Raw genomic sequence first — 21,187 nt, 5'->3', positions numbered from 1 at the left:
ATCCCCGCGCATCTGTTGCTTGCGATCGTGCAGTTCTGAATCGTTCCGCCAGCGTTGTAGACGCGAATTGCCCCATTCAATACATTCTTGCAGTAATTGTCATAGAAAAGCGAATTGCGCACGGTCGGGTTTCCGCCGCCGCTTATTCGCATGGCGCCGGAAGCGGCGCCGTCCCCAAACGTGCCGTTGCCATGGAAATCACAATTAACAACCGTTCCATTGAGAAAGTACATTCCCCCGGCATGGACTTCCCGGCCGGGGCTAGACGGCCATCCATTGGTGACGCCGTTATTTGCGATAACACAGTTGGAGACCACGCAGGTGAGCCCGCTGATGTACACTCCCCCCCCCGCATTATTGTAGTTAAAATTTCCAATGATGTCGCAATTGAGCAGTATTCCGCCCAACACACAAGCCCCGCCGCCCAGAGCATTATCATCAGCGGCATTGGTGGCTATGCATCCCGGTAATCAGGCAGTTTTGAACGACCGTGTTACTGGTTCCAATATGTATACCGCCGCCATCCCGGGCGGCGCCATTGGTTATTGTAAACCCATCCAGCGTAATGCCGCAGGCGGCAAGACAAAAGCAGCCGCCATAGGTGGTAACGCCATATCCTCCATTTACGACCGTCTCCCCGCACCCATTAACGCTTTTAATCGTCATCGCGTTGGTCACATAAACATGGTTCGTCAGATAATATATGCCGTTGGAGACCACTACCAGTCTTGGTTCTGTGTTGGTCATGGCGGCTTTGACCACATCTATGATATTTGTGCCCGCCGTTTCCCAGGTCGTGTAGGGATCAACTCCGGCGGGATTGACGGAATTGTTCGTCACCACGTAATGCGTGGCGCCCGGACATGCCGCCGCGACCAAAAGCCCCATCGCAACCAGCAATAATCTTTTCATCGTCAACCTCCATTTCCTGCATTAATTTTCAAGCTCCTTGTATAAATTAAGAATATGCGCGATTATTTCCCGGCGGATCACGTTCAAGTTGCCGCGGTCTATTTGCTCGCTTTCTTTCAACTTTTTAAGGTATTCATTAGCGGCGCGCGCGGATTCTTTTGCCCCGGCTGACCCGGATTTTTCCGCCGGCGCAATCATCTCCTGCAGGGTGGTAACATAGCGCACGTCGTCAGCCGCCTCGCGGTAGCCTTCATATTGGATCGTATTTACGGGGCCGTCCATGGCCGGATAAGTCATGCTATGACTTCTGTATTGCGGATGATCAAAGTCATTCCACGTGAAGCCAAAAGAATGCTGATAGGCGTTGTCCGCCGCGCCGTCATAATCGTTTTTCCACAAAAGAAGCCCGAAATTGCGGCGGTATATTTCAGGGTTTTCCACGCCGCATTGCGGATTGGCGTAGCTGAATATTTTATGCCCGTACGAATGCCATTCCGCCGCCTCTTTCGCCGAAAGCGCACCTGCACGAACGTGCAGGTCCTGAATATCAGCCATCATCTTGACATTGTCGCCGCCGCCGGCCACAAAAATTTTCCCGCCCGCCGTGCGCACCGCTTCCCAAACCAGGCGTTGGGATTTTAATTTATCGCCTTGAACTTCACACATGCCGTAAAAATAAACTGTTTTGACGCCATAAGGCCGCACAAATTCAATAATGTCGCGGACGTTTTTCTTTATCGCTTCCAGCTTTTCCGTCTCCGTCGGATTGCCGACTGGTATGGTGTGTTTTAAATACAGGGTTTTGTTATCCATCCCCGCCGCGCGGCGTATTTCCAGCGTTTCACCCAGCATCTCTTTTTTAACGCCGTAATGCTGGCAATTATCCAGACCGTGCGCAACCATATTCTCCAAGTCTTTTTTAAACTGCTGGCGCGACTTGAAACGCGATGAAATTGTGCCGACTTCCGACAACGTGCCGTGATAATCTATACTGAAAGTATAGTAAGGCTTTGAAAGTTTGAACGGCAGCACTCTTAATTTCAGCGAAACAGGACGCAGTTCTTTTCCCGGCGTTGAGAGGCTGATTTTACCTTCATATACGCCGGGCTTGGCGTCTTCCGGCGCTTTAACGGTTATCCAGAACTGCTGGTTCCGACCGGCCGGTATATTCACCGGCTGTAGCACGGGCGCGTCCTTTATTGGCAATCTATCAACGGTTTGATATCTCGGGCGTGTTTTGCGCGCGATTTCTTCATCCCATGCCGGATCGCTTGCCCATATATATTTTTCGCCCTCCGGGAAACTCAGCCGGAGATAATTACCGCGCTTTTCATGATCAACTTTCACAAGCAAATCATCATTTAACAGCAATTCGGGAATCAGCATCCTTTTGGTCTTATCCTGATCTATGCCTTCCCCTGCATTGCCAGACTGGTACCAGCATTTGACCAGCTTAACGTCAATGGCGGAGGACGGAATGATGTCGCCGGCTTGTGATTTTGTTTTGAAAATCCGGCGGAACCAATCAAACCGGCCGGCCGGCGTTTCCCGCATTTTAAGATCGCCCGCCGTTACTTGCAGGGAATTCAAGTCCGCCAGCGCGGTAACCACGAAACTCGCCGGCTCGTATTCGCCGGCGCACGCCGCAATTTTGATTTCATCTGAAATTTCACCGGGAATCAATGCGGTCAAAAAAGGCAATATTCCTCTAACATCTTCACTCATAGGGTCATCAACAACATACGATAGATAAAGATCGCCTTCTTTCACTCTGCCGTCCTCTATCCGCGCCAATATCTTTTCCAACCTGCGATTCGCGTTTGTTATTCTCTCCGCGGCTTTGAATTCAGGATAAGAGAAAAACACTTTGCCTGATTTGTCTCCGCTTTTGATTTTTTCCCTGAAACCGGGAAGATCATCCGTCAATTTTTTTCCCGTCAATTCCAATTCTGCGCAAAATTTTTCCGCAAGACGAAGAAAGGGCAGCCGCCGCAAATCATTGTACATATCTATTAATTCCAGTGATTTTTGAAAAACTTCCGCTTGGAATTCCAGGACTTGGTTATATCGTTCGCTCACTTCTTCAGCGGTCAGGGCGCGGCAATAAACACGGACCTCATCCATCATTCCCTGCGTAATTGTATTAATGTTTTTATCCTGGCCGGCCGGTCCGCCAATGCAAAACGAGCCGTTTTTCGCTTGCATGGCGATGTAACCCTTCTCCTCCGATTGGCCCGACGCGTGTGCCGGTTGTCCATTCACATAATGTTTAATGCCGTCAACGCCGCCGCTTCCATCATAAACGGTGGCAAGGTGTATCCACTCCTTTTCATACATCAGCAAATCACCGCCGGATTTATGTATTGATTTTCCCGTATTGCCATCATACAGGTATAATCGCAAGTGGTTATTGTTGATCAGCAAATATTCGCCCTTTTTGGATGCTATCACAAAACCGGACCGTTCATTCATTTTCACCCAGGCCTCTATCGTGAACGCATGGTCTTTTTTACCGTCGCCAAAGCTCAAGCCGCCATCATTGCCGCAATCAACATAACCGCCAGCCAGCGACAAAGCCTTGCTATCGTTATGCAACCTGTCCGGCGCCCAAGCCGGCTCCGTGCCGTTCCCGATAAATTTACCATGGTTCTTCCCGACGTTGTCCTTTAAATCACCGTCAAATTTCCACTCGCTTATCAGTTCCGCGCCGGCTGAAAACAAGGTCATCCATAATGAAAATATAACCATTCCCATTTTAACGATTGTTGCGCTTTGTTTCAAATGTTCCCTCAATGACTCCATCCATGGCAAAAACGTCCGGCTCCTTTCCTCAACGCCGGATTTTTTCGCCAGTTCATTCACAAGATGTCCCGGAATAAGATTGTAAACCTGCTTGAACATAGTGTATTTTTTCATTGTTGTGTTGGCATAGCCGTTTACGCTTTTCAATGTTATCCCATTGGTTATACGTGGACTTGATTTTGCGACATGCGGCCGGCTTCCCGGGCATATTCATGAAAGAGTGAAACATAGAGCCGATAATCAGCGTATGAAACCTGCGGCGGGGTCTGATGATCGCAACTGATAATGAACCCGCCCTTGGCCGCCGCGGGAAGCAATCGTTCAAACTCGGCGCGGATGGCCGCCTCGCCCTTGCTCATTTTCATCTTGTCAAAGTGCCCCATGAACCGCATTTTGGAGTGTTCTTCCCTTAACCTGGCTATATCCACGCCGGCCTGCCGCTCCAATGGAAGAATGCCTTCTATCCCGGCTTTTTCGAACCAGTGCGCGGGAATTGAAACATCCCCATCCGAATCAACGAAAGGAACGATGTTGTATTTTTTTAGTTTCGGAATAATACGGGCATAATAAGGCGCTATAAATTGTTCAAACAGCTCCTGCGAAAGCATTGGGCCATGATTGTAACTTAAATCCTCGGAAAACACCATGTAGTCCGGCGCGCAGAGCGGACACACTTCATCAATAATGCGGGAGAGCATCTGCTCCTGATCGGTGTTGATCCGATGCATCAGCCCCGGCTGGTCATAAAAAGCGTAGAGATGGCGCTCTATTCCCAGCAATGAGCGCGGATGCCAGAAGAAACCATGCACTTTAAAAGAAAATACGCTGCTCTCCGCGCGGCGCTCCTCCGCTAAATACTCCCATTTCTTCGCATCCACGACCGCATCCGCCGGATAAAGATACGGACGGATTTTATCGTATTCGCCTTCCGTTGCAACCGGCAACGGTAAAGGCCCGCTGGATACGCCGGGATGCGAACTGGTAAAAAAGCTTTTCTCCTGCCGGTAGATGTCAAGTCCGAAATGCCGACAGATATCATACCGATCCGTCAATTCCTGCGGCGCCCCCTCCTGATACCAGCGCTGAAGGGTCTGATCCCACCAGCCCGCCCACTCAATAACCGGAAGACGATCAAACGGTTTGAAATTCATTATGGCCTGAAAACGTTCTAGCGCGTTCATTTTCATAAATCCCGTATCCGTGTAAAATTGCTTGTCCCTCGTTTTTTAATTCATCCGGAATTCAAGAATGCGGATATCGCCGGGCGGCACCGTGATTTTGACTTCGGCCCCGTCATCCGTTTTCCGCATTTCCGGCTTTTCTCCCTTGACCCATTCCGCGATTTCCTTCACCTCCGGGCCGCCGGCCGCCTTGTTCAAGGTTACCCGCACGTCGGCCTTCTTTGTATCATCAATCTCTTCCTTCTGTCCACCCTTTTTGGTCACCCCTTCGTTGTTGATCAATGTTACCACCCAACCCCTGCTGTTCCGGTTCACCAAAACTTCCACATTTCCTTCCCACCGGACCGGCAGTAATTCGTCCCGCATATGCTCCATCAAGTTGGCGAACATGTCCAACATCCCGCCCTTGTTTCCCGGCTCCTTCATGTAATCCGGCGCGGTCAGGATGACAACCCCCTTTCCGTATCTGTTCGCCGTAACCAGCGCGTCCCGCTTCCCGTCGGCGTCCGCCCGCAGAATCAGCGGAACCGCCGTCTTCGGTTCAAGCCGCTGATAACTGAACGTCTTGTTTTCCGCTATAACCGCGCCATCCAGCAGACTGTAGCCAAGCCGGCCTTCGCCCATCTCGCTTGTTATTTTGCATCCCAGGAATGAATCCGAAAACACCCCTCCCCTGATTTGCCGGGCATTGATCATCAATGTGCCGCCGTTCTCAACATAATCCATGAGCCGTTTCGCAAACATGCATGATTCCCGCGCCTTATCCGCCTGATTCCGCTCGTCCAGGTCCACGTCCCCCACCAGTATCAACGCGCGGTAGGCCTGCAACGTCTCCTGCCGCGCATCATTGGTGAGCACGTCAAACATGTCCCCATACGGCCCGGTTGCGCGCGACTGGATATTACCGGGCGATAAAAGCGGATACAGCGCCGACTCCATTGCCGGCATCATGCAATCTCCGCAGGATAGCGAAGCAAAGAGGCAGAGGCATGCCGACGCCAGGAGCGGCCTGACCAATCCGCAGCCTTTTAAGCGCAAAACGTTCCCGGTCATGCCGCGCCTCGTTCCGTGGTTTTCCATGTTATCTCCCTTCCCGATTTGCGAAGCGCTATCAGAAATCTTTCCTTTGAAGTCATGTTGTTCCGGAAAACTATTGCAAATATTTAAGCCCGGCTCTTCCCGAAAAACAATCAAAATAAATGTCAAAAAGCGGACATTTGTGTCAAAAACGGGACATACCCGACATCACAAGTCCCTGAAAATCAACAGAAGGGGTGTTTAACCCGACCCGGAAAGGCATAAGATTGCGGGCGGCGAACAGAAGAGGAGCTGATTTTTTGTTGATTTTTTTCTGAATTTAGGCAAAGGTTTCCGGCAGACGGGGTTTGAGAGCCGGCTCTGCCGCCGGCGCGCGGCCCCCCAAACGAAAAGGCCGAGCGTAAATGCGCCAACCTTTGGGCGCAAAATAAATATTGAACAGAATGCCGCCAAATAAAAAAACATGCGCACTCCACCCATTCGCTACCCTGCCCCGCCCCCGCAACCACCCGAAGATTCATGGCCTTTTGAAAGGGAATTGCAGCGGCCGATTCACGCTCCGGTAAAATTGTCCGGCGCCGGGCCGAAACCAAATGAACTTGACTTCAGAAACGGCGCGCATTTTATCGCCGAATTTCCGGACCCCCGGGGACTGCTTCGGACAGCCTGCGCGGATTTCAACGATTTTTTAAAATCAATCGGCCTGAAAGGCGGCGGCCCCTGCCGGATAATAACCGCGCACGCCAGAACATCCGTATTTGAGGAATACCGCATCGCCGTTGAAAAAAACAGCATCGCCGTGCTGGCGGCGGACACCGAGGGCATCCGCCGCGGACTCGTTTATCTTGAAGACCAGATTCTCGCGCGCGGCGCCTGCGCGCTGCCCTTCGGCGCCGTCAAACGCAAACCCTTCGTGCGCACGCGCCTCTCGCGCTGTTTCTACGGCCCCATCAACCGCCCGCCCAAGTGCCGGGACGAATTGAATGACAACATCAATTACTACCCCGAAGGATATTTGAACCGGCTGGCCCACAACGGCGTCAACGCGCTCTGGTTGACAATCAAATTCAAGGATATCTGTCCTTCAAAAATCATTCCGGAATACGGACAGAATCCCGAACGGCGGCTGACTAAACTGCGCGCGATCATCAGGCAATGCGCGCGTTACGGCATTAAAATCTACCCCTTCTGCATTGAACCGGCCTTTTTCCCGGATAACAGTCCCGTGCTTAAAGCCCATCCCGAATTAAAGGGGCACGAATCCAGGATCAGCGGCGCAAAACAGTTCGCTTTTTGCACAAGCGCCGCATTGGGGCGGGCTTATCTTGAGGAAGCCGCGCGCGTTCTTTTCACGCTGGCGCCAGGGCTCGGCGGACTCATCCTCATCCCGGTCGGGGAAAGAATCACGCATTGTTACTCCGTTTTCCTCCCGGAAAACCGGCAAGGGGAACCTATCAACTGCCCGCGTTGCGCCAAAAGAACCCCGCTGGCGGTTCTGGCGGACACCCTGGCCGCGCTTGAACGCGGCATGCATTCCGTTTCGCCCGGCGCGGAACTTATTGCATGGCCCTACGGCCAAATGATCCTGTGGGGCAAAAAAATGATGGTTAAGGCCGCCGGCCACGCGCCGCCAAACGTAATCCTGCAGTATAATTTTGAAACGGGGGGAACGGCCAGGCAACTCGGGAAACCGCGTCCGCTCTGGGATTACTGGCTTTCCTGGACCGGACCGAGCAGGCTTTTCGCGGACTGCGCCCGCGCGGCCCGCAAAAACGGGACCCGCATCTTCGCAAAACTCCAGACGAGCTGCTCGCATGAGGTTGCCACCACTCAGTATGTTCCGGCGCCCGGGCTCATTTACCGGAAATACAAGGCGATGCGCAGACTCGGCGTGAGCGGAGCCATGCAGGGATGGTTTTTCGGCAATTACCCCTGCCTCATGACAAAGGCTTCGGAAATGCTTGCTTTCAACCCGTTCCCAAAAACCGAGCGCGATTTCCTCCTAACGCTTGCCCGCCGCGACTGGGGCGAATCCGCGTCCGAAGTCGCCCGCGCCTGGGATTATTTCCGGAAAGGCTACTCGCAATACCCGGCCGAACACGTGTTCGGGTATTACGGGCCGATGCATGACGGCCCGGTCTGGCCGCTGTATCTTGAGCCGCGCCGCCTGCCCCTGGCGCCCACCTGGCAAATCTGTTACCCACCCAGCGGAGACCAGGTCGGCGAATGTATTAGCTCTTTTTTCAACTACGGCGAAATCCTCGCGCTCTGTAAAAAAATGCGCGAAGACTGGCGCCGCGGAATGAAAATCCTCAAACGCCTTGAACCTCGCTTCCGCGGCAACCGGGAGCGGCGACTGGATATCGGGATCGCCGCGGCCCTGGACCTGCAGTTTGACAGCGGATACAATATCCTTTCCTTTTATTCGCTGCGCGACAAGCTCGCCGCGGCGCGCGGAACATCTCAAAAACGCAAACTTCTGGCGGCCATGCGACGCATCGTCGTTGACGAAATATCCAACGACCGGGCACTGCTGCGACTTTGCCGGCGGGACCGCCGCCTCGGATTCCATTCCGAGGCGGAAGGATACAAGTATTATCCCTCCCGAATAAACTGGCGCATCAACCAACTCCAGCGCCTGTTAAAAACGGAATTCCCGGGCGTGGCCAAAAAGATTAAAAACGGAGAAATCCTTTTCCAGGACTACATCGGCCGCGGGCCTTCCATCCAGGCTTATAAATGCCGGCCGGTTGGGAATGGAAACGCGCTTTTGAAATACCCTTTCGGCCCCGGATGGGAAAGACAGACGGCGGCGGAATGCCGCCACTGGCTGGCCCCACGCGTCTCGCTGCCCGGGAAACGGGAATCCTATGGGACTCAAATGGATCCGGTTGTTTCCGACCGCGCCCAAAAAACGGGAATTTCATGGCGCGCGGCCCGCGACCGGCGCGCGGTATACATCTGCGCCGACTGCCCGTCCGAAACAACCCCGGACGCCGGGCCGGATGCGGAAAACGACTCGGTGCATTTTGTTTTTGAACCCTTGCGGCTTGGATCGCACATCGCCTTCCATGTCTCCAGAAACGGAAAAGCCTCGGCTATCATTGACGGCGGCTACATTGCCTCCGTAAAACCCGGCTGGAAAACCGCCGTGAAAAAGCAAGGCGGCGTCTGGCGGTTCGTCCTGGCGGTTCCCTTCGCCTGCCTGAAAATTTCCGCGCGACAATTGCAATCCAATCCGCGGATGCGGGTGAACGTCTCGCTTTATCTTTCAAAACAAAAGACGATCAATTCGTGGGCAAAGACTTATCCGGCCAGGCATCGCCTGCTGTTTGCCCACCAGCATCCGGCCAATTACGGCTGGCTGGTCTTCAGCGACGCATCCGGCCGGCCGCGCTTTTAACCCGCATATTTTACGCGATAGATTCCGCCCAAGCGGGCATTGCCCGCCGGCGAAAGACGTGAGTTTTGCGGAGAAGATCCCCGCCGCCGCGGACCTGTCCGCCGCCGCCGCGGCGGGCGGCGAAGGAATCGGGAAAAGCCCCGTTTTTAGGCAAGTTCCGGCCGGTTTTGTTATTGACACTCTCAAATTATTCTATAACATTGTTTGTTTTTATTTTCAGCCAACGTAGCTCAGCTGGTAGAGCAGCGCATTCGTAATGCGCGGGTCGTCGGTTCGATTCCGACCGTTGGCTCGGTTTAAAGAAAGCATCGGAAGATCAAAGCATCCAATCTATGAAAAAGGCCAGAAAACTCAAATGTTCCGGCAAAGCCCGTCCGGCGGCGGCCGGACAACAGGTCAAAACCGGCAAGACACAGCCGTCTTCTTCCGGCGCGAAGGAATCCCGGCGCATTTCTTCCCCCGCCGATTCTCTTAATAAGCCGGCCCAGAACAACCAGACGGCCGGAGCTGAAAAATCGCCGGCCTTGAATCTGGGCGCGCAGTTAAAGATAAAGTTAAGCAGCGACGAGCTTAACGAAAAAGTAAAAGAGCTCATCAAGGTGGCGCGCGAACAGGGATACCTTACCTACGCCGATATCAACGAGACCCTCCCGAACGACCTGATTGACCCGGACGAATTGGAAGGGTTCATTTTGCTTTTGCGGGGAATGGACATAGAAATCATTGACGCTTCGGACGTGGAGCAATACAAAAAACAGGCCGAAAAGGCGGAACGGGTGGAACAGGCCAGGTCGCTGGATGCCATGGACGACCCCATCCGCTCCTATATCCACCAGATGGGCCAGGTGCCCCTGCTGACCCGCGCCCAGGAGGTTGAAATCTGCAAACGGATTGAGGAGGCGGAAATCAAGTCGCGCTGCCTTTTCAAAGAATTCGGCTTCTCGCTTGAGGCGTATTTCAGTCTCGCCGACCGGCTTGAAGAGGGACAGGACAGGTTTGACCGCATTATCGTTGACAAACACGTTGACGGACGGGACAAATATTTCAAGATGCTTCCGGCCCTCAAAAAGAAAACCCAGGCCGCCCACGCCAGCCTCTCCCTGATTTTCAAAAAAATAAACGACCCCAAAACCAGCCAGGCAAATTTAAAACGGTGGCAGGCAAAACTCAACGCGGCCCACCGCAAGTACGTGCGCCTGCTGGACGGATTTCACTTCAAGCAGAAGGCGATTGAGGATTTTATCGCGGTCGCTGAAAAACATCATCAGAAATACCGCGAAGGCTCCGAACGGATGCGCCGCCTGGAAAGGCAAAAAAAACAGAAAAACGCCGAATACACGAAAAACCTGCGGGCGCTTCAAGCCGAACTCAGGGAACTGGAGAATATATGCTGGATGAAAGGCGAAGCATTTGACGCCAAATGCCAGCAATTGAGGGAATGGCTGAAAAAGGGACAAAAAGCAAGGACGGAAATGGCGGAAGCAAACCTGCGGCTGGTCATCAGCATCGTCAAGAAATACATGAACCGGGGACTGATGTTTCTGGACCTCATTCAGGAAGGCAACACCGGCCTGATGCGCGCGGTGGAAAAGTTTGAGTACAAACGGGGCTATAAATTCAGCACTTACGCCACCTGGTGGATCCGGCAGGCGGCCACCCGCGCCATTGCCGACCAGGCGCGGACCATCCGCATCCCCGTCCACATGATTGAAACCATCAACAAACTGGTCCGTGTTCAAAAACAGCTGCTGCAGGATTTCGGCCGGGAACCCACCCCGGAGGAAGTCGCCAGTGAAATCAACCTGCCGGTGGAACGGGTCCGGGAAGTTTTTAAAATGTCCCAGCAGCCGATTTCCCTGCAGGCCACGGTCGGCGACAGCGAGGATACTACCTTCGGGGATTTCATTGAGGATAAATCGGCCGAAAACCCCTCGGAGATGGCCGCCTACAGCCTCCTGCGGCAGAGACTGCAGGAGGTTGTCCACACCCTCTCCGAACGGGAACAGCGGGTTATCCATCTGCGTTTCGGCATTCTTGACGGCTGCCCGCGCACCCTGGAGGAAGTGGGCAGTATGTTCAACGTGACCCGCGAGCGTATCCGCCAGATAGAGGCCAAAGCCCTGCGCAAAATGCGCCACCCCACGCGCCTGCAAAAACTGGAAGGATTCCTTGATATTAAAACATAATCCTGTATATTTCAGGTTAAATGCGGACGGCTTATGAAGGATTTGCGCCCAATCATTCTGGTTATCATGCTCCCGCTGGTCATGCTCCCGCCGGCCCCGGCCCAGAAAAAAATCATTAACATCAAAACCAAAGGCGTCTCCGCCGCCGATCTGACCAAAGAACAGTGCCTGCAGATAATCCGCGGTATTCATATCGGCAAGGATTTGAGCGGCGCCAAACTGGACGAAGCTGATATTTCCGGCGCCAATCTCTCGTTCGCAAACCTGTCCGAGGCCAGTCTGAAAAAATCCATCCTTAAAAACGCCCGGCTCAACCAGGCCAACCTGACCAAGGCCAATCTGGAAAAAGCCATCCTTTATCAAGCCGATTTGAACGGCGCCAAACTGGTAAACGCCAACCTGAAAAACGCCAACCTGACCAAGGCCAATCTGCAAAACGCCTCCATGGTGGGGGCGGACCTCAGCCAGGCCGCGCTCATAGACGCCGATCTGAGCGGGGCCAATCTTACGGGAGCCATCATGGAAGGAGCTAAAACCAACGGAGCCGTTTTCAGCGGCACCATACTGCCCGACGGCCAGATTCACCCCTGACCGCGGCAACCCGGGCGTTTCCCCTTTTATACAATAAATACTCCGTGAAATTCATCAATAAATACCTGGCCGAATCCGCCGTTATCACCGGAAAAATCAAGCGCCGGCCGCTCGCCGCCATGATCGCGCATCTGGCCCGCGCCCGGCGGCGGCGGACGCGGGTCTACGTGCTCGGCATCGGCGGCAGCGCCGCGACCGCATCCCATTTTGTCAACGATTTGCGCAAGCTGGCCGGCCTGGACGCCTGCGCGCCGACCGATAACGTGTCCGAGCTGACCGCGCGCATTAATGACGATGGCTGGGAAAACTGCCTTGAAGGCTGGCTGCGGGCCGGCCGTCTCCGGAAAAACGACGTTGTTTTTGTCTTTTCGGTGGGCGGGGGCGACCTGGAAAAAAACATCAGCGCGAACCTTGTCAGGGCGCTCCAGTTTGCCAGAAAAAAAGGGGCCGTGATCCTGGGGATTGTCGGGCGCGCCGGGGGTTACACGGCGAAAATCGCCGATGCCTGCGTGCTTGTGCCGGTTGTCAATCCGGGCCGTGTTACCCCGCACACGGAATCGTTTCACGCCCTGCTTGCCCACCTGATCGTGTCGCACCCTAAACTGCGCTCGGCCGCGCCCAAATGGGAGGCGGAAACAAGCGGCAAAACCTGAAATCTGACCGGGATGAACAACATGGCGGAAACGGATGAAAAACGCGGTCTCCAGGATTTGAAGATAAAAATATTTGCCGACGGCGCCGACCTGGACTCAATCATAGACGCCTACGAAAAAAAAATCGTAAAGGGTTTCACCACCAATCCGACGCTCATGGCGAAGGCCGGCATCACCAACTACCTGGCTTTTGCCACCGAAGTCCTGCGCGTAGTGCGGGATATGCCGGTCTCGTTTGAAGTGTTTTCGGACGACATGGCCGGGATGCGGCAACAGGCTCTGCGGCTGAACGAGCTGGGGGCAAACGTCTATGTCAAGATTCCCGTCACCAACACCCGCGGCGAACAATCCGCCCCGCTGATCCGGGAGCTGGCAGAACTGGGCTTGAAACTCAACATCACCGCCATCATGACCACGGAACAGGTCGGGGGGCTTGTCCCCGTTTTGCGGCCCGATGTGCCGTCAATCGTGTCGGTTTTCGCCGGACGCATCGCGGATAGCGGACGCGACCCCCTGCCGGCCATGAAAAACGCGCTGGCGATTTTAAAGCCTCTGCCCGCGGCCGAACTGCTCTGGGCCAGTCCGCGCGAGGTTCTCAATATCATTCAGGCCGATGAAATCGGCTGTCATATCATCACCGTTACCCCCGATTTGCTCGCCAAAACCGGCAATCTGGGAAAGGAACTGGAGATTTATTCGCTTGAGACGGTGCGGATGTTTTATCATGATGCCGTCAGAAGCGGATTTACAATTCTGTGAACAGGCGCAAAAACACAACAGAGAGCAGGCAAAGATGATTATCACACGGACGCCATTCAGGATCACGCTGGGCGGGGGGGGAACCGACCTGCCTTCGTTTTACGAACAACACGGCGGTTTTATCTTCGCCATGTGCATCAACAAATACATGTATATACTCCTCAACCGGCGTTCCGTTGCCGACCGGAAAATCGTCGTCCGCTACAACCAGGTTGAAACTGTTGACAGCATTGAAGAAATCAGGCATCCCCTGGCGCGGGAAGCGCTCCGTCTGCATGACGTGCGCGCCAACATTGAATTAACCAGCATCGCGGATATGCCGGCCAAAACGGGGCTGGGCTCGTCCGGCTCCTATCTCGCGGGCCTGCTCACCGCCATCCGCGCATACAAGGGAGAATCCGCCCCGCCCGCGACAATCGCCGAGGAAGCCTGCCGGATTGAAATGGATATTCTCGGGGAACCGGTCGGCAAGCAGGACCAGTACATGGCGGCCTTCGGCGGTTTCAGGAAACTTGCCATAGCTCCCGACGGCAAGGTAACCGTGGAACGCTCGCCGGTGGATTTCGCCACGGCCAACGAGCTCGTTTCCAAGGCCCGCGTCTATTACACCGGCGTACAGCGTTCCGCCACGGCCGTCCTTAAAAAACAGGACGAGGCCGCCCGCCGGCGCGAAAATCCCGGCCATAAAAACACGATTGAATGCCTGCTCAATATCAAGGAAATCGGCCGGCGCATTTACGAAGCTTTCCTGGCCCGCGACCTGGACGCGTTCGGCGCGCTCATGGACGAGCACTGGCGGTTTAAAAAACAAATGTCCGCCGCCGTCAGCCTCGGCGTCATGGACAACCTCTACGCGGAAGTTAAAAAACGATTCGGCGTCCTCGGCGGCAAAATAATCGGGGCCGGCGGCGGCGGCTTTCTGATGCTTTACTGCCCGAAACAGGCGCGCGCCCTGGATGAATTCATGACCGGCCAGGGCATGCCGCCCATAGCTTATTTCCCCTCCCGGCAGGGAGCGCACGTGGTCAGCGACCTGACCGCCCTGGATGATTTTGACTGATCCCGCATGAACCGCAGACCGACCAACCGTTATTTCATAACCGGCGGAGCCGGTTTTATCGGCGCGCACCTCGTCAACCGCCTGCTGGACACAACCGCAGCGGAAGTGGTCGTCTACGACAATTTCAGCACCGGCCGCCGCTGGCCCTTTGCGGAAAGAATCAAGAGCCCCCGGCTGACAATTGTTGAATCGGACGCCTCAGACCTGGAATGCCTGGAGGCGGCCATGACCGGCTGCGAAACCGTCTTTCATCTCGCCGCCAATTCCGACATCGCGCGCGCGGCCGAGGAGCCGGAAATTGATTTCTGGAACGGCCTTTACCTTACCCATAACACCCTGGAGGCCATGCGGCGCTGCGGCTGCAAGCGCATTTTCTTTTCCTCCGGTTCCGGCGTCTACGGCGACGTGCCCCCCGTGCCTCTGCCGGAAGCCTGGCCGCATTCCATTCCCATTTCAACTTACGGCGCCAGCAAGCTGGGAAGCGAGGCGCTGATCAGCGCCTACAGCCATCTCTTCGGAATCCGGGGCACGGTCATGCGCTTCGCCAATGTTGTCGGCCCCCATCAAACCCACGGCGTGGCCTACGATTTCATCCGCCGCCTGCTGAAAGCCCCGCAGCGCCTTCTCATTTTCGGCGACGGCCGACAAAGCAAGCCGTATATTTTCATCGCCGACGTCCTGGACGCCTTCCTGCTGGCGGAGCAAAAACAGTCCGCGCCTTACGAGGTCTTCAACGTCGGCGCCGAGGATTTTCTGACCGTCACCCAGATCGCCGAAATTGTCGTTGCCAAAATGAAGCTCGCCGGCGCGGTTTTTGAATACACCGGCGGCGCCCGCGGCTGGAAGGCCGATGTCCCCGTTTACCGCCTCCAAACCGATAAAATCAGAAAACTGGGCTGGCGCAACCGGATGACTTCCAGAGAGGCGGTGGAGGCGGCGGTCGCGGCCATGCTGGAAGACGCGCGCCTGGGCCGGATCAAGCCGGCGGCATGAAAAAAATGGAACGCACCCTCGGCAATTCCGTCAGAAAAATTTTCGTAACCGGCGGGGCCGGCTTCATCGGCAGCCACGTTGTGGATTGCCTCATGGCGCAGGACTATCAGGTCTGCGTCTACGACAACCTTTCCAACGGCCGCCGCGAATACGTCTCCGCCCACTTTGAAAATCCGAATTTCACCTTTATACAAGCGGATATTCTGGACATGGAACGCCTCCGGAACGCCAGTCGGGATCACGACCTCGTCTGGCACCTCGCCGCCAACACCGACATAATCGGGGGCGCCGAAAACCCGCGGCGCGACCTGCAAGACTGCGCGGCCGGCGCTTTCAACGTTGTTGAGGCCATGCGCCTCAACAATATCAAGCCCCTGCTTTTTTCCTCAACCGGCGCGGTCTACGGCGAACTTTGCCGCGACCGGCCCGTAAACGAGCAGGCCGGCCCTCTCCTGCCGGTTTCAACCTACGCCGCCGGGAAAATCGGCGGCGAGGCTTTCATTTCGGCTTACTGCCACCTTTACGGACTGCGCGCCTGGATTTTCCGCTTCGGAAACGTGATCGGGAAAAGAATGACGCATGGCGTCATCTATGATTTCATCCATAAATTGCGCGCCAACCCGGACAAACTGCTCATCCGGGGCGACGGCCGGCAGGAAAAAAACTATTTTCTCGTTGAGGAATGCATTGACGGCATGGGCTGGGCGTTCCGCAACATTCCCATGACGGCCGAAAATCCCTGCGATATTTTCAACCTCGGGACCGCCACAATTTCCAGGGTTACCGACATCGCGGAAATCATCAGGAACGAAATGGAACTGCCCGCAGCCGGAATCGCCGTTGAAGGCACGCCAAAAGCCTGGCCCGGCGACCAGCCCAGGGTGCATATCACCGTGGAGCGGATGCGCCGGCTGGGCTGGACCGCAAAACACACCTCCGACGAGGCGGTGCGCATCGCCGTGCGGAGAATGCTGGGGAAAGAATGAAAAAAACAGGCATTATCGGATTATGGCACCAGGGAGTGGTCGGCGCCGCCTGCCTCGCCGGTCTGGGCTTTGATGTTTTGGCCGCGGACCCGAACGAACAAACCGTGCGCAGGCTCCGGGCCGGACGGCCGCCGCTCTTTGAACCCGGCCTGGAAGAACTGCTGCGGAAAAACCTGCGCGCCGGACGCCTGCGCTTCACCGCCAACCTGCAGGCGGTTGTGAAGAACCGCCCGCTGGTCCTCCTCATGTCTGACACCCCCGTTGACGAAAAAGACCGGAGCGATTTGAGCGGCATCTTCGGGGCCGCGCGGAAAATAGCTCCCGCCCTGGAAAATGACTCCGTCATCCTGGTAACCGCGCAGGTGCCGGTCGGCACCTGCGCTCTGCTGGAAGCGGAAATCAGGAAAAAGAATCCCGCCCTGCGCTTTTCTCTCGCCTACAGCCCCGAAAATCTTCAGCTCGGCCGGGCGATTGAACGTTTCCTCAATCCGCCCCTGCGGGTGATCGGCGCGGACAATGAACGCGCTTTTGCCCGGTTGGTCCCCCTCCTCTCCGCCATCGGCGGAAAATGGGAGCGGACATCGCTGGTAACGGCTGAAATGGTAAAACACGCCTTGAACGGATACCTGGCGGTCTCGCTCGCCTTCGGCAATGAACTGGGCAACCTCTGCGACAAGACCGGCGCCGACGGTTTCCGGCTGGCGGAAATCCTCCGCGCCGAGCCGCGGATCGGCCGCAAGGCGATGCTGATGCCCGGGCTGGGTTTCGCGGGCGGAACGCTGGCGCGCGACATGCAGACCCTGCGCGGACTCGGCCGCCGCTGCGGGGTAAAAACGCCCCTCCTCAACGGCGCCTGGCAGTCAAATATAATCCAGAACCGGATGGTTGTCCTGAAACTGCGCCGGGCTTTAAAACCGCTCGCCGGCAGAAAAATAACCGTGCTGGGGCTGGCCTACAAGCCGGGCACCAGCGCCCTGCGGCGTTCGCTTTCCCTGGAAATCATCGCCGAACTGAACCGCGCAAACGCGTCTGTTACCGCGCACGACCCGAAAGCCGACCGGCGGGAAATAGCCGGCCGCGCCGATTTCCGTTTTGAAAATAACCCTTATCGGGCCGCCCGCGGCGCCGATGCTTTACTCTTGCTAACCGGCTGGAAAGAATATAAAAACCTGGACTACGGCCGAATCAGAAAAACAATGGCCGGCGATCTTTTGATTGACGCCAACAACATTCTCAACCGGGCCGATCTCGTGCGCGCCGGTTTCCGCTATATCGGCTTCGGACGCGGATTTGACGCGGCGCAAGAGGAATCAACGCCATGCAGAAAATGAAGGTTGCCATCATCGGCGCGGGCTTGCAGTGCCGCCGGCGGGCGCCGGCAGTAAGGGCGTGCGCCCAGACGGAATTGGCGGTCATCGCCGACCGCACTTTTCAAAAGGCCGACGCCGCCGCAAAAGATTTTGGCTGCGCCGCGGTCAAAACCTGGCAGGAAGCCGTTGCCATGGAAGAGATCGGCGTCGTGCTCGTCTGCACGCCCCCTTATGCGCACGCCGAAATCGGCGCCGCCGCCCTGCGCGCCGGCAAGCACGTTTTGTGCGAAAAACCGCTGGCCCGCTCGCTGGCCGAGGCCGACGCGATGCTGGCCGCGGCGCGCCAGGCGAAAAAAATCCTCAAATGCGGCTTTAACCACCGCCACCATCCCGCCGTCCGGGAGGCAAAAGCGGCGCTTGAAAGGGGAGACATCGGCCAGGCGCTCTTCGCGCGCTGCCGTTACGGCATATGCGGACGGCCGGAATACGAAAAGGAATGGCGCGCGGACCCGGATCAGGCCGCCGGCGGGCAGTTCATTGAACAGGGCACCCATGCGATTGACCTCTTCCGCTGGTTCCTGGGAGAAATCACCGAGGCAACCGGCATGACCGCGCGGCGTTTCTTCACCGGCCAGCCCCTGGACGAAGACGGCATGGCCGTCTTTCGCACATCATCGGCGGCCACGGCCTCCCTGCATTCCTCGCTGACCCAATGGAAAAATCTTTTTTCCTTTGAGGTCTTCGGCCGCGACGGTTACGCCGCCGTGGACGGACTCGGCGCCAGCTACGGCACCGAGCGGCTGGTTATCGGCCAACGCGATTTTGAAGCGCCCTTCAGCGAAAACATCACTGAATACCGCGGCGGCGACGTTTCCTGGAAAGAAGAATGGAAGGAATTCATCGCCGCAATTTCCGAAGGGCGGGAGCCGCTCGGCAACGGCGAGGACGGCCGGAAAGCGCTGCAAATCGCGCTGGCGGTCTATGAATCGGAAAAAACCGGCAAAATCATCAAGTTTTAACTGCGTGCTTTTTCAAGCTTGCGCCCCATTCATAAATGAAATGCCTGATTACCGGCGCCGGCGGCTTCATCGGAAGCTGCCTGGCTGAATATCTGCTCGGACAAGACCAGTCGGTTGTCGCGGCCATGCGCCGGCCGGATGAATTCTTGAAACACCTCAACGGCCGGCTGGCGGCCGCCTGCGGCGATTTGACGGACGCCGTGTTTATTGACCGCCTCCTGGAGCGGCATGAACCGGACATTATTTTCCACCTCGCGGCCCAGAGCCTGCCGCTTGTTTCCTGGACCGATCCGGCGCTGACTTTCCGCGCCAATCTGACCGGCTCGCTCAAACTTTTTGAAGGGGCCGAGCGCCAATCCCGCCCGCCGCTGATCATCGCGGTTTCCTCCAGCTCGGTTTACGCACCCGGCCGGGAAAACATTCCCATCGCCGAAGACGCGCCGCTCAGACCGGACAGCATCTACGCGGCCAGCAAGCTGGCCATGGAACACCTGGCCGGAATCTACTGCGCGAAAAAAAACCTGAAGACAATATGCGTCCGGCCGTTTTTCATAATCGGCCCGCGGAAAACGGGCGACGTCAGCTCCGATTTCGCCCGCGGAATCGCGCGCATTGAACGGGGCAAAGAAAGCGAATTGCGGGTGGGCAACCTGGAAAACATCCGCGATTTCCTTGACGTGCGCGACTGCGTTTCCGCGCTCTGGCAGATCGCCTTGCGCGGGAAAATCGGCGGCGTTTACAACATCTGTTCCGGCGCCGGGCATTCCATCGGCGCCCTCCTGGACATATTCAGAAAAAACACAGGGGCGGACTTGCGGATAGTTAACGACCCGGAAAAAATGCGGCCCATTGACAACCCGGACAAAACCGGCGACCCGGCCCGGCTGAAGGCGCTGGGCTGGCAGCCGCAGGTTGACCTGGAAACTTCGGTTAAAGCAATCCTGGATTACTGGCGAAAGGTTTTCTGATTCATGCAGACGGTCATTCTAGCCGGAGGCCTGGGAACGCGAATGAAAAAACTGGCGGCCAGACTGCCAAAGGCGCTCATTCCCGCCGCCGGCCGGCCTTTCATTGAGCACCAGCTGGAACTTCTGCGGCGGAACGGCTGCGGCGATATCCTCATCTGCGCCGGCTACAGGGGAAAAATGCTTGAAAAGCATCTGGGCGACGGCGCTTCTTTCGGCGTGAAGATCAGTTATTCCAGGGAATCCCCCCGCAAACTGCTCGGAACCGGCGGCGCCCTGGTCAACGCTTTTGCCATGCTGCGTGAAAAGTTCATGGTTCTGTACGGCGATTCTTATCTCCCGATTGATTACCGGAAAGTTGTCCGGGCTTTTGAGAAAAACAGCGCCCCGGCCCTGATGTGCGTTTATCGCAACAAAAACAAATGGGATGTCAGCAACGTAAAAATCAGAGACGGTTTCGTGGTTTTTTATTCAAAAAACCCCGGCGGCGAAAGATGCGATTATATTGACTACGGCTTGTCCATTTACCGGAAATCTGTTATGGAAGCATATTTAAACGCCCCCCTCCCCCTTGACCTGGCGCAAATCCAGGAGAACCTGGCCGCCCGGCGGCAGTTGAGGGCGCATGTGGCCGCGGAAAGATTCTATGAAATCGGCAGGCCTTCCGGGCTGGAAGACTTTGAAAAATACATCGGGAGCGCGCGCGGCAGAAGATGAACAAAGCGGTATTTGTTGACCGAGACGGCACCTTGAATGAAATGGTGTATGATGAAATCCACGGCACCCTTGATTCTCCGCGCCGTCCGGAAGACGTTGTTCTCAAACCCCATGCGGCGGACTTTATAAAGTGCGCCCATCGGCATGGTTACCTCGTAATCGTGGCAACCAACCAGCCGGGCATAGCCAGGGGAACCCTTTCGCTGAAAGCATTGACGGCGGTCAACGACAAACTGGCCGCCCGGCTCGCCGCCGAAGAGGCCAAATGGGACGAACTGCGGTTCTGCCCTCACGCTCCCGGTCCGGCGCCGGCAAAAAATAAATATGCCGTCGCCTGCGAATGCCGCAAGCCCAGACCGGGCATGCTGCTGGCGGCGGCGCGCAAGTTTGACATTGATTTGCCGTCCAGCTGGATGCTGGGCGACGGACTGAACGACGTGCAGGCGGGCAAAAACGCCGGATGTCAGACCATGCTCGTGACCCGGCTGAAGATTGAACAAATTGAGCTGTTCTTCAGCCTGGACAATTGCCGGCCGGACTTTATCGTCCCGGACCTGGGGCAAGCGGCGGAAATCATTGCGGAAGAATAAACAACCATCAAACGTTATTCAT

18 protein-coding genes and 1 tRNA gene are annotated in these 21,187 nt (G+C 56.0%); 14 read left to right on the top strand and 5 right to left on the bottom strand.

Annotated features, from left to right (window positions below; all coding sequences use genetic code 11):
- The 5 genes from PHP98_02635 to PHP98_02615 all read right to left on the bottom strand — a co-directional run.
- On the bottom strand, positions 1-410 hold a 410-nt coding region (locus PHP98_02635), incomplete at its 3' end, for a hypothetical protein (GenBank protein ID MDD5482539.1).
- A 28-nt stretch (positions 411-438) separates the two neighbouring features.
- On the bottom strand, positions 439-912 hold the full coding sequence (locus PHP98_02630) for a hypothetical protein (GenBank protein ID MDD5482538.1): 474 nt from the start codon (positions 910-912) through the stop codon (positions 439-441).
- A gap of 21 nt (positions 913-933) precedes the next feature.
- The gene (locus tag PHP98_02625) at positions 934-3,828 is read right to left on the bottom strand and encodes a hypothetical protein (GenBank protein ID MDD5482537.1); all 2,895 of its coding nucleotides are present in this window, start codon (positions 3,826-3,828) and stop codon (positions 934-936) included.
- A gap of 47 nt (positions 3,829-3,875) precedes the next feature.
- Positions 3,876-4,895 carry a uroporphyrinogen decarboxylase family protein gene (locus tag PHP98_02620; GenBank protein MDD5482536.1) on the bottom strand — a complete coding sequence of 340 codons (1,020 nt, stop codon included), beginning with the start codon at positions 4,893-4,895 and terminating at the stop codon, positions 3,876-3,878.
- 45 nt (positions 4,896-4,940) lie between these two features.
- Positions 4,941-5,975 carry a hypothetical protein gene (locus PHP98_02615; GenBank protein MDD5482535.1) on the bottom strand — a complete coding sequence of 345 codons (1,035 nt, stop codon included), beginning with the start codon at positions 5,973-5,975 and terminating at the stop codon, positions 4,941-4,943.
- 421 nt (positions 5,976-6,396) lie between these two features.
- On the opposite strand from PHP98_02615, the gene PHP98_02610 reads away from it, so the two are divergent.
- From PHP98_02610 to PHP98_02545, 14 genes are all read left to right on the top strand, one after another.
- A complete protein-coding gene (locus PHP98_02610) occupies positions 6,397-9,336 on the top strand; it encodes a hypothetical protein (protein MDD5482534.1) in 2,940 nt (979 codons plus the stop codon).
- A 219-nt stretch (positions 9,337-9,555) separates the two neighbouring features.
- Positions 9,556-9,628 (top strand) — tRNA-Thr (locus tag PHP98_02605).
- 40 nt (positions 9,629-9,668) lie between these two features.
- Positions 9,669-11,522, top strand: a complete 1,854-nt coding sequence (gene rpoD / locus PHP98_02600) for an RNA polymerase sigma factor RpoD (protein ID MDD5482533.1) — start codon at positions 9,669-9,671, stop codon at positions 11,520-11,522.
- Between the two features lie 33 nt (positions 11,523-11,555).
- Positions 11,556-12,113 (top strand): pentapeptide repeat-containing protein, encoded by a 558-nt coding sequence (locus tag PHP98_02595; GenBank protein MDD5482532.1) that lies wholly within the window; start codon positions 11,556-11,558, stop codon positions 12,111-12,113.
- 44 nt (positions 12,114-12,157) lie between these two features.
- Complete coding sequence (locus PHP98_02590) at positions 12,158-12,766, top strand: SIS domain-containing protein (GenBank protein MDD5482531.1); 609 nt, start codon at positions 12,158-12,160, stop codon at positions 12,764-12,766.
- Between the two features lie 21 nt (positions 12,767-12,787).
- Positions 12,788-13,525, top strand: coding sequence for a transaldolase (locus PHP98_02585; protein MDD5482530.1), 738 nt, complete (start codon positions 12,788-12,790; stop codon positions 13,523-13,525).
- A 34-nt stretch (positions 13,526-13,559) separates the two neighbouring features.
- Positions 13,560-14,585: a galactokinase gene (locus PHP98_02580; protein MDD5482529.1), complete on the top strand. Its 1,026-nt coding sequence runs from the start codon at positions 13,560-13,562 to the stop codon at positions 14,583-14,585.
- A 6-nt stretch (positions 14,586-14,591) separates the two neighbouring features.
- Entirely contained in the window at positions 14,592-15,578 is a 987-nt protein-coding gene (locus PHP98_02575) for an NAD-dependent epimerase/dehydratase family protein (protein ID MDD5482528.1), read from the top strand.
- Positions 15,575-16,564 carry an NAD-dependent epimerase/dehydratase family protein gene (locus PHP98_02570; protein ID MDD5482527.1) on the top strand — a complete coding sequence of 330 codons (990 nt, stop codon included), beginning with the start codon at positions 15,575-15,577 and terminating at the stop codon, positions 16,562-16,564. Before PHP98_02575 ends, PHP98_02570 begins: the two co-directional genes overlap by 4 nt.
- Positions 16,561-17,895: a nucleotide sugar dehydrogenase gene (locus tag PHP98_02565; GenBank protein MDD5482526.1), complete on the top strand. Its 1,335-nt coding sequence runs from the start codon at positions 16,561-16,563 to the stop codon at positions 17,893-17,895. The genes PHP98_02570 and PHP98_02565 overlap by 4 nt, the downstream gene beginning before the upstream one ends.
- The gene (locus PHP98_02560) at positions 17,883-18,893 is read left to right on the top strand and encodes a Gfo/Idh/MocA family oxidoreductase (GenBank protein MDD5482525.1); all 1,011 of its coding nucleotides are present in this window, start codon (positions 17,883-17,885) and stop codon (positions 18,891-18,893) included. Before PHP98_02565 ends, PHP98_02560 begins: the two co-directional genes overlap by 13 nt.
- Positions 18,894-18,928: 35 nt before the next feature.
- Entirely contained in the window at positions 18,929-19,861 is a 933-nt protein-coding gene (locus tag PHP98_02555) for a GDP-mannose 4,6-dehydratase (GenBank protein MDD5482524.1), read from the top strand.
- Positions 19,862-19,864: 3 nt separating this feature from the next.
- The gene (locus PHP98_02550; GenBank protein MDD5482523.1) at positions 19,865-20,575 is read left to right on the top strand and encodes a sugar phosphate nucleotidyltransferase; all 711 of its coding nucleotides are present in this window, start codon (positions 19,865-19,867) and stop codon (positions 20,573-20,575) included.
- Complete coding sequence (locus PHP98_02545) at positions 20,572-21,165, top strand: HAD-IIIA family hydrolase (GenBank protein ID MDD5482522.1); 594 nt, start codon at positions 20,572-20,574, stop codon at positions 21,163-21,165. The genes PHP98_02550 and PHP98_02545 overlap by 4 nt, the downstream gene beginning before the upstream one ends.
- Positions 21,166-21,187: the final 22 nt, after the last annotated feature.

This window comes from Kiritimatiellia bacterium, from assembly GCA_028715905.1.
In the GTDB taxonomy this organism is placed as follows: domain Bacteria; phylum Verrucomicrobiota; class Kiritimatiellia; order JAAZAB01; family JAAZAB01; genus JAQUQV01.
This window is presented reverse-complemented; position numbering and strand designations above follow the sequence as displayed.

Coding starts and splice junctions, on each gene's coding strand:
- PHP98_02630 (MDD5482538.1), bottom strand. CDS start 912: ATGAAAAGATTATTGCTGGTTGCGATGGGGCTTTTGGTCGCGGCGGCA.
- PHP98_02625 (MDD5482537.1), bottom strand. CDS start 3,828: ATGAAAAAATACACTATGTTCAAGCAGGTTTACAATCTTATTCCGGGA.
- PHP98_02620 (MDD5482536.1), bottom strand. CDS start 4,895: ATGAACGCGCTAGAACGTTTTCAGGCCATAATGAATTTCAAACCGTTT.
- PHP98_02615 (MDD5482535.1), bottom strand. CDS start 5,975: ATGGAAAACCACGGAACGAGGCGCGGCATGACCGGGAACGTTTTGCGC.
- PHP98_02610 (MDD5482534.1), top strand. CDS start 6,397: ATGCGCACTCCACCCATTCGCTACCCTGCCCCGCCCCCGCAACCACCC.
- rpoD (MDD5482533.1), top strand. CDS start 9,669: ATGAAAAAGGCCAGAAAACTCAAATGTTCCGGCAAAGCCCGTCCGGCG.
- PHP98_02595 (MDD5482532.1), top strand. CDS start 11,556: ATGAAGGATTTGCGCCCAATCATTCTGGTTATCATGCTCCCGCTGGTC.
- PHP98_02585 (MDD5482530.1), top strand. CDS start 12,788: ATGGCGGAAACGGATGAAAAACGCGGTCTCCAGGATTTGAAGATAAAA.
- PHP98_02580 (MDD5482529.1), top strand. CDS start 13,560: ATGATTATCACACGGACGCCATTCAGGATCACGCTGGGCGGGGGGGGA.
- PHP98_02575 (MDD5482528.1), top strand. CDS start 14,592: ATGAACCGCAGACCGACCAACCGTTATTTCATAACCGGCGGAGCCGGT.
- PHP98_02570 (MDD5482527.1), top strand. CDS start 15,575: ATGAAAAAAATGGAACGCACCCTCGGCAATTCCGTCAGAAAAATTTTC.
- PHP98_02565 (MDD5482526.1), top strand. CDS start 16,561: ATGAAAAAAACAGGCATTATCGGATTATGGCACCAGGGAGTGGTCGGC.
- PHP98_02560 (MDD5482525.1), top strand. CDS start 17,883: ATGCAGAAAATGAAGGTTGCCATCATCGGCGCGGGCTTGCAGTGCCGC.
- PHP98_02555 (MDD5482524.1), top strand. CDS start 18,929: ATGAAATGCCTGATTACCGGCGCCGGCGGCTTCATCGGAAGCTGCCTG.
- PHP98_02550 (MDD5482523.1), top strand. CDS start 19,865: ATGCAGACGGTCATTCTAGCCGGAGGCCTGGGAACGCGAATGAAAAAA.
- PHP98_02545 (MDD5482522.1), top strand. CDS start 20,572: ATGAACAAAGCGGTATTTGTTGACCGAGACGGCACCTTGAATGAAATG.